Below are 17,706 nucleotides of genomic sequence, written 5' to 3'. Positions count from 1 at the left end.
CGGGTCCGCAACCGGGGATGCTCTACGAAGGGATGCAATATTTTCCGGAACCGTCTGCGTCGCTTCAAACCGGCAGAGGACTTGCAAGATGTGTGGTTTTGAGGAGAACTCAGCAGACCAATAACGACGGAGCGAAGCTTCGTATTGCATGTATACATGGATGAATATGAAAGCATAAAGAGGATGGCGCAATACCTGGTTACAGGTGCTGCGCCATCCTCTTTATTTGCGTATGGACTCATTAGTTCTTCGGTTTCAAACGACCAAGCAGTGCACCCATTTTGACCGAATCGCCTGGCTGTAAGCCCGGGTTTGGTTCGAATGTGCCGCTCTGCGTCAGCAGAACAACGGTGGAACCGAATTCAAAATAGGCCAGATCATCGCCCTGTGCCCAGGTACTTGTGTCCGTATCAGCATACTGTATGCTACTCACGTTCATCGCACCTACTTTGACAACCGCCACTTCACCGTAATCGTGTGCGATATACGTAATGAGTCGTTCATTTCGACTAAGCACGGATCTCATATGGGTCAGGCCAAAGTCATTCACGGGATAAACTTTGCCCTTGATGTGTTCGCTCTCTATTTTGCGGCCGCTGACAGGTGCATGAATGCGGTGATAGTCGCGAGGGCTGAGATAGAGGACGAACCCGTACCCGTGCTTGTACTTCTCCAGATGGGGAGAATGGTTTAATAATTCAGCAAGTGTATAATTTTGTCCCTTAACATTCAGGAGTGTCCCTGCAGATATTGGACCGGCTGCCGTAATCTTGGCATCTACCGGGCTGATCAGTGCATGCTCTGAAAGTTCCAACGGGCGCATGCCCGGCTTTAATTTGCGGGTAAAGAAATCGTTCAGTGAACGGTATTCCTTCCAGTCTTTCTCGGCCTCCTGAACAGGGATGTCGTAGGTCCGGACAAAATAAGGGATAAATGCCTTACTTCCCCGGCTTTTGGAGAAGGCTCCCACAGTCCGGGAGATCCATTTGCGCGAAGAAAGCTCGGTCATTAATCGCAACAGCGTTTTTGCCATGAATATCCCCCTTAGGGTTAATGCGAACTTCAAGGCCGGCAAGACCGGCCGTTCTGCATAATATTGACACAGAATGCACACGAAATCAATATAGTCTCCTATCGTATGTCTGCGGTTGTCTCGGAATCCTCGAATTATGTTCCAGCAGCAGACGCCCATAAGCCATCGGTTTGCTGTACGTTGCCTTCCAGTGTTCCGACATTCCCGCCTTGCGAAAACCGTAACGCTGATCCCGTCCATTGCATTCAATAAAATAGATTTGGCCGCTGCGCGTTATCCCGAGATCAAGGCCCAGATCAGCCAGATGTGGCAGACTGGTCGCCAGGTTCTGGGCAATTTGAAGTGCAACGAGTCCGATTCTGTATTCCAGTCGAGCCAGGTCAAAGCCAGATTCTTCTAATCCAAGGGCCTCTGCGAGCTTCATGACTTTACCGCCCTGGGCGATGTTGGTGACAAACGTATGGGCAGGAGCGGCTTTGGCAAACATGCCTGTTATTCCCCAAAGACCATCGCTGCCACGTTGTACAGATACCCGCAGATCTACCGGCCTGCCCTCATAACGTACCAGTGGGATACGCTCTTCAATGAGGTAGGCATGGCGAAAGATCCGCCTTAGGGTGGCGGAAGGAAGCTGTCCTTTGCTCAATCGGAAGGTAGCCCACCCTTTGCGTGCAGCCTTCGTCTCACAGGTTAGTTTCCACTGTCCATCTCGCTCAAAGACTCGCATAATCCCATGACCGATGCTACCGCTGCATGGTTTGATGACGAGGTCATCATATTGTTCCATCATATAGGCCAGAGACTCTGGCGTAGCTTTAACTGCGTGGGGCAGGTGTTCTCGCAAGGCGAGGTCCTGATGAAGCATGTCATGAATGTGATCTTTACGGTACCGGTTGCGAACATTAAATACCTGGATACCCTGCAACATCAGCTTGGTAATCTGATGCTGTTCCGTCCGGCGAAGTTGGAGTGATCGGTTATGAATGACGGAGGGCAGTGGCATGCGCTCGCGAACATATCTGCCTTCTTTTTTTACATAGGCAAGACAAGTCTTTTGATCCGAATCAATATCTTCCAGCCTCAAAAAGCAGGGGGTTAATCCATAACTGGCCGCTGCCTGTTCATAATTCGCGAGTGATTCCTGACCGGTCCTTCCGGCCGGTATCCCCCGGTACATGCGTGAATCGAACATAATGCCGATCGTTTCTTGGAGCATGACCGTTCCTCCTTCGATGTTATCGCGACCATGGATCGTCCATTCATGGAATGCCGGCCTGTCACCGCATGGCTCAGACATCGCGATAACGCAGACCGGTGTGTAAGATGCATCGCCAAGCACTAGTGCTTGCTCAGGGCGTGTCTAAAACTCCGAAGGAAGCAGGTTTTGCCGAATTTCCGTTCCAAGCAAGAAAGTTTTCCGCATGCGTGCCGGGGCACGTCAAGGGAAAGTGACGTAGCAGAGGGCGAAAAGACGGTGAAAGATGCACTTCAGCGAGTTTTCAGACACGACCTAGATATAATATCCTATGACATGACTGGGACGGGGGCGTGGACAGCCGCCTTTCATCTGAAGCCCTGACACGCCTATTTCCACGAAGATCATTGAACCTTCCTGTCTTCACGCCTGTACATTCGTGCTCTGGAATCCGCAAAAGTCATAAATGAAGTGGCAGATGCCCATATGGAAGCATATGATGCCGGAGACGAACGTTAGAGGAAGGAGCAAGCTGCATGAGTAAAAATGGCAAAAAGAAGGTTCCGACGCCGAAACTGCGGCATGTGAGCCCGAAATTCAAGGAATTGGAACTGACTGATCGCCGGGCAGACAAGATGAACTCAGGTTTTACTGTGAATAGGGAAGAACGTTTGAATACGAATAAAAGGGATTCGAGGGCTGTTCAGGAGTCGGAAGAATTTCTATTTGAATCAACAGAGCTACCTGCTTCAACGAACGAGCTGGAAGAGCTAGAGATCGAAGCCAAAATCAAGCCGGAACCCGTAGAGTCTGATAGCAAGGAAGTTGAGACACAAGATAGTTCGGAAAAGCAGATTCAGGTTAGCAGCTTGGCTACGCTTGCTCTGGAAGAAGAGCAGGACATCAACAAGCAGGAGATAACAAGCAAGGACCGGCTGCAGATCCTGAACCAAAATCAGATGCCGGGTCATACCGGACACTACATCTACACGGACGACTTGAGTGAATTTGCTGTTACGGAGAGCAAGTTGGCTCCTTTCTCTGTGGATGCCTCCAAGCTGAAACCGGATGCGGTCGGTAGTGAAGCATTGCAGGATTATGCGGTGACCAGCATTCACATTGCAGATGGGGCCATTGTATCGGCGAAACTTGCGGAAGCGTCTGTATCTGAGGAACACCTGATAGACGGCTCTGTGTCTGGTCATAAAATACGAAATGCTTCGATTGCCGGTGAGAAAATCAGAGATGGCAGTATTACTTCTCAGAAGCTTGGCAACCAGGTCATCGATTCGACCAAAATTGCCGACGGTTCCATCGGCACAAGACACCTCAGCCGCATGCTGGTAACGGAAGAATTAATCAAGAATCATGCCGTAACTGGAGACAAGATTGCGATTAGCGGGGTGGATACAAGACATCTCACGGGGGGAGCTGTGAATACCTCCAAACTGGCTGACGATGCAGTGACTACATCCAAAATTCGGGAAGCTGCTGTCACAGGCAGCAAAATCGAAGAACTATCCATCGAGTCTCACCATATTCAGGCAGGTGCTGTTAAACAGACACATCTGGCAGAAGGGTCTGTCGGTCGTTCACAACTTTTAAATGGCAGTATTGGAAGTGACCAGATAGAGGATGGATCCATACAAACAAGACATTTAGCTGAGGGTTCACTAAGTGGAAGACATCTCTTGGATGGTTCAATCGGATCAAGTCAGATTCGCGCTCATTCCGTTGGCAAGGAGCAGATAGGCAATGGAGAAGTGGGCAGTGAGCATTTGACGGAAGGTGCAGTAACCAGCAGCAAACTGGCAGACCAGTCTGTGGGAACAGCAAAATTGCTGGAGCAGTCCATTACGTCATCCAAGATCTCTGATCAGAGCGTCATTTCTTCCAAAATTGCGGATGAAGCCGTACAAGGTAAACATCTTGCCAAAGGGTCCATTCGTGCGGAACATATCGCGAATCGGGGAATCACACCGGTACATGTGGACAATTCTGCAATTCACTCCATTCACATTGCAAGTGGAAGCATCGAGGCAACTCATCTATCTGCCGGAAGTGTGTCCGGAGACGCTCTTGCAGACGACGTGGTGTGTGAGCGGCATCTTGCAGAGGCGGCCGTGGGTAGTTATGAATTGCAGGATGCTGCCGTTACAGACGTTAAACTCGCGGATGGAAGTGTGACAACAGAAAAGCTTGGAACGGCATCGGTGAGTAGCAGAGCGCTTGCCCCGGGAAGTGTTATATCCTCACATCTTGCGAGTGGTGGAGTCACAGGTACACATCTGGCTCCAGGCAGCGTGGGTTCCGAGGCCCTGAGACCTTATGCAGTGAAATCGGAACACCTGACAGAACATGCCGTAGGTGTACCTCACCTTCAGCCGGGCAGTGTTGAAACGGATGCGATTGCACGGGCCGCGGTCACAACTGACAAATTGGCTATTGATAGTGTAACTTCAGCCCAGTTGGCTGGCGGGTCCATTTTTCCGCCTCATCTAACAGATCATGCGGTTACCTCCCCCAAGCTTTCACCAGAGAGTGTTGCCACAGATAAACTGGCGGATTTTGCTGTCACGTCAGCTAAACTGGCAGACGGCAGCGTGACTTCTTCCAAGATTATGGCAGAGAGCATTAACGCCAAACATATTCCAGCAGGAACCATTCGTGGGTATCACCTGAAGCAGCATGCCGTTTCACTGGAACATTTGTCGGAAGAAATACGCTCGCCGGAATTATTCGCTGATGGCAGTATTACGGGCAACAAACTTCGGCATGGTTCCGTAAGTGCAGACCATTTGACAGCAGACTCGGTATCCGGGACAGAGCTACAACAGGCTGCTGTAGGTAGCGAGCACTTGCAGCCATCCGTTGTACAATCGGTCCATCTGGCTGAAGGCAGCGTGAAATCGGAACATTTGGGAACTCAAGTAGTGAACTCACAACATCTGAAGCCGGACATCATTCATGAGGAGCATATTGCTGAACAGGTGGTCACGTCCCACCACTTGGCACCTGGATCTGTGGAAACAGACCATCTGGCACCTTTATCGATTACAGCGGCTCATCTTCAGCCAGGTTTGATCAGTGGTTTGCATCTTCAGGCAGAGTCGACAAGTGCTGTTCACCTGCAGCAAGGAGCTGTACATTCCCGTCATATTCAAGATGGTGAAATTCTTCCTCATCATATCCATGAACGCAGCATCGGAACGACGCATCTGGAAGAAGAAGCGGTAAGTACGATTATTTTGCAGGATGAATCTGTCACACGCTCCAAACTGGCGAGTGGTAGTGTAGATGGCAGCAAATTAGCTGCAGGGGCAGTATCGGCTGCCCACATTGCCAACGAAAGTGTGGAAACCCGTCATATCCAAGAAGGAGCGATCCTTGCTGAACATATTCAAGAGTGCAGTATTGGCTCCATTCATCTGGATGAGGACTCTGTAAGTGCGGTGCATTTGAAAAATGGATCTGTAACAAGTGCCAAACTGGCGGATGGCAGTATTAACGGTAGCAAATTGCTTGAAGGTACGGTATCGGGGATTCATATTGCATCCGAAAGCGTGCAATCCGAGCATATTCAGGCAGACGCCATTCATGCTGACCATATTCAGGAGCGGAGCATCGGCACAATCCATCTGGAGGATGAAGCAGTAAGTGCGATTCACCTGCAAAATGGGTCTGTCATCAGTGCCAAACTGGCCGACGGCAGTGTAACCGGCAGCAAGTTGATCGAAGATGCGGTGTCGGGAATCCATATCGCCTCTGAAAGTGTGCAATCCCGCCATATCCAGGCAGGAGTAATCCTTGCTGACCATATTCAGGAGCACAGTATTGGCATGCTTCACTTGGAACAGGAAGCAGTAAGTGCCATTCATCTGCAAAATGGATCTGTGACAAGTACCAAGTTGGCCGACGGCAGTGTAACCGGCAGCAAGTTGCTTGAAGGAGCAGTATCGGATATCCACATTGCAGACGATAGTGTGCAATCCCGTCATATTCAAGAGGGAACAATCCTTGCTGATCATATTCAAGAACGGAGCATCGGCACAGTACATTTGGAAGAGGAATCGGTAAGTGCCATTCATTTGCAAAATGGATCTGTAACGAGTGCCAAACTGGCGGATGGCAGTATAACCGGCAGCAAGTTACTCGAAGGTACCGTATCCGGGATTCATATCGCATCGGAAAGTGTGCAATCCGGGCATATTCAGGCAGGAGCTATTCAGGCTGGTCATATTCAGGAGCGAAGCATCGGCACAGCCCATCTGGAAGAGGAAGCAGTAAGTGCGGTTCATCTGCAAAATGGGTCCGTAACAAGTGCCAAATTGGCTGACGGTAGCATTAGCGGCAGCAAATTGCTCGAAGATACTATATTGGGGAGTCATATCGCATCGGAAAGTGTGCAAACTCGCCATATCCAGGCAGGAGCGATCCTTGCTGATCATATTCTGGAGCATAGCATCGGTACGTCCCATCTGGAGGAGGAAGTAATAAGTGCGATTCATCTGCAAGATGGGGCCGTAACGGGTGCCAAACTGGCGGATGGCAGTGTGAGCAGTAGCAAACTGCTTGAAGATGCGGTGTCGGATGTCCATATTGCCAATGGAAGTGTGCAAACCCGTCATATCCAAGAGAGAGCCATACATGCTGACCATATTCAAGAGCGAAGCATTGGGATCTCCCACCTCAAAGCGGAATCGGTAAGTGCGATTCACCTGCACAATGGTTCCATTACAAGTGCCAAGATGGCCGACGGCAGTGTAAACGGAAATAAATTGCTTGAAGGTGCGGTATCGGCTATCCACATAGCAGACAAAAGTGTGCAAACTCGTCATATTCAGGATGGAACCATTCTTGCTGATCACATTCAGGAACGCAGTATTCGCACAACCCATCTGGAAGAGGAAGCAGTAAGCGGGGTTCATCTGCAAAATGGGTCTGTCACCAGTGCCAAATTGGCCGATGGCAGCGTGAACGGCAGCAAACTGAGTGAGCAGAGTATTACCTCTAATCATTTGAATGCGGGGATTGTAGGTCCAGCGCATCTGAGCGAAGAGATATGGAATGCGATCCGTCAGTTCAGTGGAGAAACGCTGGAGCAACTGGCAGCTATCAAAAGACAAGAGGGATTGCTTCAACCAGAAAATGAAGGTGTACAGCAATCACAGCAGGTAATCGTCGAGGCATTACCGAGTACTGATCTGGAGCAACAGCAAGAGCTGATATCCGAAACAGATCAGCTTGGTGAACTACCGGCAGCTTTGTTCACGACGGAGCAGGCAGATGAGGCAGATCAGGCTCAGCAACCACAGCTTGAACAGTCACAGGAGATCGCTGGAACTACGGAGTTTATGTTGAGTGAACAATCGATTAAACAGGAACATCTCTGTGATGATGCCGTGGGCAGCAGCCAGTTGCAATCGGGGGCAGTTCAGGCCAAACATCTGGCCTTCCAACCCGTTCGCAGCGTAAGCAAACAACCGGTTGTACAACAATTCGGGATGGAAGCTTTTGTACTGCCAGAGAGTGAAGTAAGCACAGAGGTAACGGTTGTTTTTGAAGAGTCATTTGCTTCAGAACATTATGTGATTGTGGGCATGAGCAATGATCGGGGATTCCAGATTTCCCTGCTCTCACAGAGTGAGGACGAAGCGGTGCTTGAGGTGTCACGTACGGCAGATTGCAAGCATACGTACGGGTTGTTGTCATGGATTGCTGCGGGACCTTCGCAAGGATAGTTCCGATTGTTGTATCCGTAATACACAAATGACAAAAGCGGTGTCCAGAGTTGTCCGGGACACCGCTTTTGGTTGATATAAGCTTAATCCGTTCGGACGGTGAGGGGGTGTCTGAACGTTTCGTTACCATTATGATGAGTACATTATAAGTTCAACCACAATAAAATAAGATTTTACAGGCCTACAGCTTGATATGCTTTGGTAATAGCAGTAGCTTCAGCGGAAGTTGCTCCGTACAGATCTTTGGCTGCTTGAATGGTAGCTGTTTTGGCAGCGGCAAATTTGGACGTTGGTGTCAGGTAGTTCACCAGTGTGCTGTAGAAAATCTGGATCGCTTTATCCCGGCCGATTCCGGTAACAGTTACACCATTATGTGTTCCGCCCTGAGCAGCAAGGAAATAGGCTTTATTGATGATACCACTGTTGATATGGACACCGCCGTTGTCCTGTGTGCCTGTGTAGCGATCGCTGTATTTGTCAGGTTGACCATACAATGTAGGGTTGGAGAGGGAGCGCAGCGCATCTCCTGGAATGTTAGGTGTGTAGATATCATCACCGAGCAGCCAGTTTTTGCTTTGGATCGTATTACCGAAAATATCGGCAAAGGCTTCATTGAGTGCACCTGGTTCATTGCGATATTCCAGATTGGCTGTGTATTCAATAACACCATGCGTTAGTTCATGACCCACAACATCGAGGTCACCAGATAAGGATCGGAACGTCGTTCCGTCTCCGTCCCCAAAGACAATCTGTGCCCCGTTCCAGAAGGCATTATTGTAATTGGAGCCGTAGTGCACGGTTGATCTGATCAACAATCCGTTACCATTAATACCGTTACGGTTGAATTTGTTCTTGTAGAAATCATACGTAGCAGCTGCATGAGCGTGAGCATCTACACCTGCACGATCGGTCCATACATTATCCGAATCCGTGAGCAAGGTACCAGGCAGTGAGGAGCCATTGTTCGCTGTGTACGTTTGGATGCCATTGCCGCGAGTGGTGTCTTTCAGTTGGAAGGTGCTTCCGGATTGGGTGGTTGTCAGGGTTTTGGTATCTCCAAGCACACCTGTACCTGTTCCAGTGGCAAAGTTAATGAGGTCAAACTGGGATACGATACTGCCATCCACTGCGTTAATGAAATATTTGGTCCGTAGAGGGGCAGGTTCCAGTACGTTTACTTCCGTAATGTAAACCAGATACGTCTGACCATCTTCTTCATGATGATAGATGTTCAATTCAGCTTGAGGTGTGATTTCCGCGGCACCAAGTTCTCCAATCCGGGAAGTTGCTTCTTCGGTTGCAATACGGATCGCGTCTTCTCCGCTGATCTCGGCTACACCATCATTCGGAATGGCCTGCTCTTCAATCGGTGGAAGATCGCCAAGTGCGGAACTCACGGCTCCGGTTTTGTCCAGGTGCACCGTCTGTTCTGCACCATATACCGGGATACCTTTAATATACTGTTTCAGGCGGAAGTGTCTTACGCCAGATGTATCTGTGTTTCTTTTGACAATTTTGAGCTGGGATTTCACATCGGAATTCAGGAATTGTTCCTGCTGTCCAAGATAATTAAAGATGGTGTCATCTGTTCCACTGTTCAATGGAATACCCTCCTCAGAGGCATAAGGGGCCTGAAGTGGAATGGATTGATCAGACACTGGAGCTGCAGTAGCAGAGGATACGGAAGCGAGCAAAAGAGCTCCTCCAAGAATTGTTGGCATAACTTTGGCAAATTTCATAGTAAACTCTCCCATTCTTATACTTATTTTTTGGTTGGAAAATGTTCATGCCAGTCTCGGTTGGAATTCCGTCTGCAACTTGGGCAGCGCGGAGCGTGGGGCTGAACCTGAAGCGTGGAATGAGACAAGAAACGATTGGAACAAAATCGGCTTGGCCTTAGCTCGGGAAGTGTTAAGCACAACACCAAACGAAAAGGATAACCGTTTATTCAGTTCAACCCGAAGGTTTAATCGTCTATTGTGTTCCTCTTTCAGAAAGCCGGGGGTTGTCCAATTGCGCAGGTAGAAGATACGTTCACGGAAAACTGGGGTGTTCAATCCGGGTTTGCGTAAATGACAAAGGCAGTGTGTTCTGAACGGCATCACTCCTCTCAAGAGTAAAATGTATCTGCTTAACAGGTTCTGTGAATGAGGTCATAATCTAATCAACCTAAGGTCAATAAATGATTTAAAAAATGAATGGGAACTTATGTTCGCAACAAGGTTATTTTTGTAAATAAAACTGCTTGGAACGTATATTATCACAATGTAAAACTTTGGAAAAGATACAAATTTGGATTTTTGCTAAAATTGTGTCTGAAGTAGGGGAGAGGTAGCGTTTTTCACATATTTTGGCGTATTTTGTCTAAAAGCAAGGCCTGTACCCTCGTGTTTACAGGGAGAACCTGCTTAGTGCAAGGACAAACGCCGTTTCCACTGCTCCACGAATACATAGAATAACGTGTACTCCCTTGGCATGCCGATGATCGAATGCGGGAGGTGAAACTGTTGCGCAAAACCCGTACTACAGCACGTTATGCAACTCGATCGAATGTGCCACGAAGAAAAACAGTGCTGAAGAAACGAAGATTGAAGTCTGGACACAAAAAGGGTACAAAGGCCTATACGTTCGTTATTCCATCCAGACAGCTGATGTCACAGGCTAAGGATGGAGTAGAGAATGGAGCGGAAAATGGCATGAGTGATGCTCCTTCACACAGGGATGTTTCTCAGCGACCGATGCTCTCGATCATTATCCCTGCTATGAATGAGGAGAAAAGGATTGGTGCAGTTGTTCGTGAAGCGCGGCGGATATGCCGCGATGCTGAAGTGCTTGTCATTGTGAATGGTTCAACAGACGGTACGGCTAGCGCAGCCAAACGGGCTGGAGCACGCGTGCTCACGTATGCAGAAGCGCTAGGGCATGATGGAGGACGAAAAGTAGGCGCAGCGGAGGCGCGCGGTCAGGTGTTGTTATTTACTGATGCAGATATCGCAATTCCCGCAGAGCATCTTGCACCTTACGTGAAGGCTGTGCTGAAGGGAACGGATGTGGCACTTAACGACTACCATGGGCCGGTCACTCATCATCCTGTTCATCCGGTAGTGGAGGCCAAACACATGTTGAACAGCATACTCGCAAGATCCGATCTCCGGGGGGCATCCATGACAGCTATTCCACATGCAATAAGCCGAAAAGGACTTGAGGTCATGGGCATATCCTCACTGGAAGTTCCGCCACTCGCACAAGCGAAGGCAGTGATCGGCGGACTTCGAGTACGCGCTGTTCATCACGTACCTGTGGGTAGAATGAATGCAGTGCGAATCAAGAAGCGAAGCGGACCTGATCCGCTCAGTCAAGTGGTACTGAATGATCATATGGCAGCGATTAAGTGGATTACGGATACGCTCGGTCCCCGCGGAGGTTATACCGATCTGAAACGTGTTCGCAACCTGGCGAGGTAAGCATGTCGCATCGGATGATGCAGCATGCTGGAGGTGAGGAAATGAAGGGACGTTCAGGGGTTGTCCGCCGTAGGCGGACAACAAGTAGACAAATGACAGCAGGAAGAACAGTAATGAACAAGCGTCATAGGAACAAGAAGCATGTAGATATTCAAAAAAAAAGAAGAAGCCGAGCAAAGTCTGGCCAAGTAGATCTGCACTTGATGTGGAAAGCGGGGCAAGTTGCAGGAAGCGAGGCAAAGGCGAACAACACAGTATCAGAAGAACATGCACGTCTCGTATGGAATGCACACGCGGCGAACGTTGGGGAGCTAAGCAACTTCGAGCTAGCTCTGAAGGCAGGTAAGGCATTTATGCAGGGTTATGCTCAGGCCTCGGGACATTCATTCCAGATCGTGCCGCTACCCCTTCGTCATTCGGCTGCTGCCGTTGTCTGTGCCTGTAATGAGGAACATACACTGGGGCAGGTGTTATTGCAACTAAAGCGGTTGCCTCTGACGGATATTATTGTGGTACTGAATGGAACGACAGATGACAGTTTGAAGCAGGTACTAGGGCAGCCGGGACTTACAGTAATCTATGAACCGGATCGGGCAGGACATGATGTGGGCCGGGCACTTGGAGCCAAGATGACGGATGCGGAGACGGTACTTTTTGTGGATGGAGATATGGTCGTCTCGGCTGAACAGCTTGCACCCTTTCTGTTCGCGGTTGATCGGGGACAGGATGTGGCGTTGAATAATCTGACGTCTTTGCTTCCTGCGTTTGCAGGGCAGGATGAGGTAAGCCGGATCAAAGCATATCTGAACCGAACATTAGGCAGGGCAGATCTTGGTTCCAATTCCATGACAGCCGTGCCTCATGCATTATCTCGTCGTATGATTCAGACCGTGAAGTCAGCATCACTGGCCGTTCCACCTAAGGCACAAAGTTTAGCTATTCAGCATGGAATGAACGTCTCGGCACCAAGTCAGGTGGATGTTATTCGTTCCAATCGGTTGCGTCCTGGTAACACGGGAAGTGGGAATGATGTCGCAAAATTGATCATCGGAGATCATCTGGAGGCACTGGCTACATTGCTGGGTACAGGTTGGAATCCAGCCCAGGCACATACACTCTCCCGTGTAGAAGTGGCTTACAGGAGGAACGCCTAATGACACTGACGAGTATGATTATCCCAACTTACAATGGTCTGGATCTGATCAGGCCCTGCATCGATGCCATACGTCAATACTCGGGCGATCCTGCGTCATATGAAATTATCGTGGTAGATAACGGTTCGACGGATGGAACGGCTGAATATTGTGCGCTGGAGCGAATTCGATTTGTAAGGTTCCCGGACAATCGGGGGTTTCCGGCAGCGTGTAACGCTGGACTTCGTGCAGCTTGCGGGGATGAGCTGTTGCTGTTGAACAATGATGTTACGGTCACGCCCCGGTGGCTGGAGAACCTGCGAACGGCTCTGTACAGTGACGCAAGTATTGGGATCACGGGTCCTGTTACGAATTATGCAAGCGGCATCCAGCAGATTAAACTGCAGTTTCGGGACATGGAGCATTTTCAGGAGTTGGCCAATTCCAATAATGTTGCGGATTCTTCAAGGTGGAAGGAAGTACGCCGGATCGTCGGTCTGTGCATGCTGATGAAACGAGATGTCGTGGAATCGGTTGGACTGCTTGACGAGGCATATTCTCCGGGACACTATGAGGATGACGATTATTGTTATAGAGCAAGATTGCAGGGATATCGCCTGCTGGTATGTGGAGATGTTCTCGTGCATCATCAGGGAAGTGCCAGCTTCCAGAAGACAGATCCGGTAGCGTGGAAACAGCTGCTTGAGCGTAATCGTTCGATTTTTATTAACAAATGGCATGTCGATCCGCTTGAATATATGGACATATCCGATGAAGGAGGGAACGTGGAATGAAAGGTGTAATTCTTGCCGGCGGAACAGGAACTAGACTGTATCCGCTGACCCGGCTCATTAACAAACATCTGCTTCCAGTCGGTAAACATCCGATGATTATGTATGGCATCGACAGGCTCCGCCAGGCAGGCATTGATGAACTATTGATTGTGATCAACAAACATTCCGCCGGGTTATATACAGAGTATCTTGGTGGCGGAGCGGATCATGGGGTCAAGTTGACTTATCGCATTCAGGAAAAGGCAGGCGGGATTGCGGAAGCGTTGGATCTGGCAACTTCTTTTATTCTTCCTGGCGAAAAATTCGTTGTGCTTCTCGGAGATAATCTTTTCAGCGATGATCTGAAGCCTTATGTGGACCGTTACATGCAGCAACCTGCTGGTACAGCGCGAGTTCTGCTCAAAGAGGTGGATGATGCACGACGTTACGGGGTGCCTGTTTTTGATCCAAAGCATCCAGAGCGAATCTCGTACATTGAGGAGAAGCCAAGCCAGCCGAAAACCTCTTATTGTGTGACGGGCATATACATGTATGATGATCATGTATTTAACCTGATTCGCAACATTGCGCCGTCTGCGCGCGGAGAACTTGAAATTACGGATGTGAATAATCACTACGCATCTGCTGGCGGACTGGAATACGACATTTTGCAGAAATACTGGAGTGATGCAGGTACATTTGAATCCCTTCAGGAAGCAGCTGTCCGTATGAAAGGACAATTGCCCTAAAATATATGCGACTGATGCTGCCGCTGTGCGGTGCCCCATGGGAGCAGAACACTCTGCGCCGGAGCTGGAAGGATGCTCCGGCGCTTTGCGCAGCGACAATCCTCGTGCATGCCAAAGGAGGGAATGGCGTGAGAGTAGTGACACGCAACGGGGCTGCTAGGGCCACCGTGTCAGGTAAACCCCGGGGCATCCACCCGGCCGTATTTATGGGCAGTGGCACTCCGGCAGCAGCAGATACAGGGTCTGCTGGAGTCAGAGGTGTGAAGTCAGGGAAACGTAGTACTCTGACCAAAGCGGGTACATCTGCAGGCGCAGCGCATAAGGTCCGTGCAGGCAAAGCGAGCAGCACAGGCAGTGTTGTTGGCAGAGCAGGCAAAGCTGGCCGTGCGAGTGCGAGCAAAGCGGCAAGAGCCAGCCGCACCGGCAAAGGCAAAGCAGGCCTGCGCCGGGCCACTGCTGGGCGCAGGCCTGCACCAGCGCGGGGCCGGCGTGCCGCTGCCCGCGCCAAGCAGCGCACGGCGATGCGCCGTGCGCCCTTGCCAGCACCGCAAGCCAGCACGCCACAGGCGATGCCTGCCAGCGGTGCTGGCCCCGCCCCGCGCCAGGTGACACACCCGAAGGGTGTCGCCCCCGCGGGGCGGGGAGGCGCTGCCGGCGCGAAGGCGGGCAGCGCGAAGGGCTTGCCGCCTCCGCCCGCGGAGCACGCAGTGCAGGCGGAGGCCGTGCCCGGCGGCTACGCCGAGGGCTACCGCGACGGCGTATTCGCCGGCGGGGAGGCGCTGGTGGCGCAGCACATCCCGCCGGATCACATTCTGCCTGCCGTGGCGGCGGCAGATCTGATCGCGGCGGGATTCCGCCAATATGCGCCCAGCCTGGCCCGGCTGTCCAGCCCGCATGAGATGGCTGGACACATCACGGCGGCGCTGGATGCACAGCGCCCCTTGTCTGTCGTTCGCCTCGGAGATGGCGAACTGCTCACGCTGGCAGCCGATACGGTGCTGCCAGGCCAGGAAGTGCAGGAGCTGGCACCGTTTCTGCCCTATGCAGGGGTGCCATGCTCAACCCCCGACATCCGCGCGATGCTTGCGGAAGCCATACAGGCCGCCGACTGGGTTGGCGTGCCGATCTCGCGGGCGCCGACATTCCAGGGGCTGTTATTCCCGGTATTGCGCCACTTCGGGATCGACTGGTCCCGGCTGAAATTGACCAGTTCCACGATCAATTACAGTCTGCATCAGTCCGGCCTGGTGTTGCCCTTGCTGCAAGGACGGCGGGTTCTGCTCATAGGTAGCCAGGCACCAGAGCTTGCGGCACTGCTGCATAACCGGGGAATTCATGTCACAGGCATCATTGGTTCTGTGGCAGGAGTTATGGATATACCGAGGGTGATGCAACAAACCGCAGAACATGCTTTTGATATCGCGTTGGTGGCGGCGGGAATTCCGGCGGTCATTCTGTGTCGGCGAATTGCAGGTGAACTCGGCAAGGTCGCTCTGGATTTTGGACATTTGGCTGACAAACTGGTAACAGGAGAGCTTCAACTCTAGTGGACCGTCCGGGGGCTGGTTATGTGCGTGTTGGCCTCACGGACAAGTGGAAATGGAGGGAGCAACATGAGCACACCCGATCAACAGCGCGGGGAAGAACGTCATAGCCGCAGCAACAAGGTTAAGGCTCGAAACGTCGTCCGTCGAAAGGGTCACAGTCATCACAACATCACTCCAAATATCAGCACTCGCAGTGACAACAGCCGCAGTGAAAACAACCGGAATGGCAGCATAAGCAATGAAAAAAAAGCGGCACGCCGTGCCACACAGCACGATGTTTCGCGATCTGACATGGCAGTCCTACATGCAGCAGGTCGTCGCTCAATACGGAAATCCAGACGTAAAGGCAAAAGCAGGCGCACACCCAAAGGCGCCAGGCTCTACAAACAGGGGTATACCAGAGGATACAACGAAGGTGTCCGCCAGGGACAGAGTTCATTTGGTCTTGTTTTTGAAGGAGTCAGCATCATTATCCCCACGTACAATCAGCGGGAGTATGTGCTGCAATGTGTGTCCAGTATCGAAAAGCATACCCCTGCCCCCTTCGAAATCATTGTCGTGGATAATGGCTCCAAGGATGGAACTGCCGAGGCCATGCTCCGCAAAGGCGGCATGGTGAGGGTGGCTGCCCTGGATCAGAACCGGGGGTTTGCCGGAGGTGTCAATCATGGGCTGATGATGGCGAGAGGACGACATATCATCGTGCTGAACAACGATACGCTCGTTACTCCAGGCTGGCTGGATAACATGATGACTTGTCTTGCCAGTGATCCGAAGATTGGTGTGGTGGGTCCGGTGACCAACTATATTGGTGGGGATCAGCAGATTCAGGTTCCGTACCGTGAGGTAGAAGAGATGTGGCCTTTTGCCGCGACACATAATCGTCCGGATGCAGACAAACATCGAATAACCGATCGTCTGGTCGGATTCTGCTGGCTATTCTCACGGGAGCTGCTGGAACGAGTAGGTTATCTGGACGAAGGGTACGCGGTGGGCAATTTCGAAGATGATGACTGGATCATTCGGGTGAAGCTGGCAGGATACCAGCTTGCGGTAGCCGGGGATGCTTTTATCCACCACTTCGGAAGTGTCAGTATGAAAGCCTTGGGTGAGCAGGACTTTGCTGTAGTGAATAAGGATAACGAGCAGTTTTATAGCCAAAAGTGGGGAGATCCCCATGCGCTGGTTGCCGAAACCTCCCGCTTGGCTAGACAACAAACCTCTGGTACCCCATCCGGTCAACAAGAGGATGGTGACACAAACCCAATGGATCCGCGTCAGCGAATCTCAACGCAGGGCAGCCAAGATCCAGCATTACAGTTCAGACACAGTTATGACTTCTACCCGGCAGGTTCGTTCCTGTCCGATGCCAAAGGAGATGTCTATACTTTAACCGGCGGTCGGCGGCGGAAGCTGAATATCCCTGTACCGCGTGGAATATCTCCTGTTCAGGTTGCCAAACCGGACCTGCTCGCCATTCCTGCCGGAGAAGCACTGATATCAGCGGGGAACGTGCAAGGATGGCCGAGGGAATCACAACAGGTGCATACGACAGCGGTTCATGGTTCTCACCATGGCTGGGCAGAAGGAAGTATTGTTGCCGCAGTGGATGCACCCGAGATTCGATATCAGATCAGCGGAGACAAGCGGAGACGATTTGTATCGGTCTATGCGGCAGAACGTTGGGGTGTACATTCTGGGCATATTATCAGCGTGTCTGCGGACCAACTGAATTCAATGGAAGAAGGCTGGCCCATTATCGCCCCACCTCAGCTCTTGAACCCGGATCTGTAATGTCAGGCGATCTGTTTATCCAGATTGGCAGTATGATGCGGAATGGAAAATGTAGCGGTACCCTGTGTAATCGCTCTGATTCATTCCGCATCCGAATATTACATATGAGTTGTTAGCTAGACTACTGAAGCAGAGCGATTCATTCCTGTAAAATAAGCCATCTTTCAAATTTATAATTTAATCTTTCTATTTGGTTATAGGTTTATTCTATTAGCAGATCCATTGACGCATGAGGGGCGCAGGAGTACATTTAGAGCCATAATTCTTATTTAACAGA

Annotated in this window: 11 protein-coding genes; 7 read left to right on the top strand and 4 right to left on the bottom strand. The window is 50.9% G+C overall.

Annotation, left to right across the window (positions count from 1 at the left end):
- Positions 1–241: 241 nt before the first annotated feature.
- Together asd and MKY87_RS09990 are read right to left on the bottom strand one after the other, a co-directional pair.
- Positions 242–1,033 carry an archaetidylserine decarboxylase gene (gene asd, locus MKY87_RS09995; protein WP_047841263.1) on the bottom strand — a complete coding sequence of 264 codons (792 nt, stop codon included), beginning with the start codon at positions 1,031–1,033 and terminating at the stop codon, positions 242–244.
- A gap of 85 nt (positions 1,034–1,118) precedes the next feature.
- Positions 1,119–2,330, bottom strand: coding sequence for a YheC/YheD family endospore coat-associated protein (locus MKY87_RS09990; protein ID WP_340964252.1), 1,212 nt, complete (start codon positions 2,328–2,330; stop codon positions 1,119–1,121).
- A 434-nt stretch (positions 2,331–2,764) separates the two neighbouring features.
- On the opposite strand from MKY87_RS09990, the gene MKY87_RS09985 reads away from it, so the two are divergent.
- A complete protein-coding gene (locus tag MKY87_RS09985; protein ID WP_340964250.1) occupies positions 2,765–7,969 on the top strand; it encodes a WIAG-tail domain in 5,205 nt (1,734 codons plus the stop codon).
- Positions 7,970–8,142: 173 nt separating this feature from the next.
- Here the strand turns inward: MKY87_RS09985 and MKY87_RS09980 are convergent, their stop codons facing one another.
- Positions 8,143–9,708 (bottom strand): M4 family metallopeptidase, encoded by a 1,566-nt coding sequence (locus MKY87_RS09980; protein WP_339789179.1) that lies wholly within the window; start codon positions 9,706–9,708, stop codon positions 8,143–8,145.
- A gap of 45 nt (positions 9,709–9,753) precedes the next feature.
- Complete coding sequence (locus MKY87_RS09975; protein WP_339789181.1) at positions 9,754–10,026, bottom strand: hypothetical protein; 273 nt, start codon at positions 10,024–10,026, stop codon at positions 9,754–9,756.
- Between the two features lie 450 nt (positions 10,027–10,476).
- Between MKY87_RS09975 and MKY87_RS09970 the strand changes: the two genes are divergently transcribed.
- From MKY87_RS09970 to MKY87_RS09945, 6 genes are all read left to right on the top strand, one after another.
- Positions 10,477–11,433 carry a glycosyltransferase family 2 protein gene (locus tag MKY87_RS09970; RefSeq protein WP_340964248.1) on the top strand — a complete coding sequence of 319 codons (957 nt, stop codon included), beginning with the start codon at positions 10,477–10,479 and terminating at the stop codon, positions 11,431–11,433.
- A gap of 41 nt (positions 11,434–11,474) precedes the next feature.
- On the top strand, positions 11,475–12,587 hold the full coding sequence (locus MKY87_RS09965) for a glycosyltransferase family A protein (RefSeq protein ID WP_339789184.1): 1,113 nt from the start codon (positions 11,475–11,477) through the stop codon (positions 12,585–12,587).
- Positions 12,587–13,360, top strand: coding sequence for a glycosyltransferase family 2 protein (locus MKY87_RS09960; protein ID WP_338588441.1), 774 nt, complete (start codon positions 12,587–12,589; stop codon positions 13,358–13,360). The genes MKY87_RS09965 and MKY87_RS09960 overlap by 1 nt, the downstream gene beginning before the upstream one ends.
- Positions 13,357–14,088 (top strand): sugar phosphate nucleotidyltransferase, encoded by a 732-nt coding sequence (locus MKY87_RS09955; protein ID WP_036605812.1) that lies wholly within the window; start codon positions 13,357–13,359, stop codon positions 14,086–14,088. The genes MKY87_RS09960 and MKY87_RS09955 overlap by 4 nt, the downstream gene beginning before the upstream one ends.
- A 5-nt stretch (positions 14,089–14,093) precedes the next feature.
- Positions 14,094–15,635, top strand: coding sequence for a GT-D fold domain-containing protein (locus tag MKY87_RS09950; protein WP_340964244.1), 1,542 nt, complete (start codon positions 14,094–14,096; stop codon positions 15,633–15,635).
- A gap of 66 nt (positions 15,636–15,701) precedes the next feature.
- Positions 15,702–17,429, top strand: a complete 1,728-nt coding sequence (locus tag MKY87_RS09945) for a glycosyltransferase family 2 protein (RefSeq protein WP_340964242.1) — start codon at positions 15,702–15,704, stop codon at positions 17,427–17,429.
- Positions 17,430–17,706: the final 277 nt, after the last annotated feature.

This window comes from Paenibacillus sp. FSL R7-0198, from assembly GCF_038000415.1.
In the GTDB taxonomy this organism is placed as follows: Bacteria; Bacillota; Bacilli; order Paenibacillales; family Paenibacillaceae; genus Paenibacillus.
This window is presented reverse-complemented; position numbering and strand designations above follow the sequence as displayed.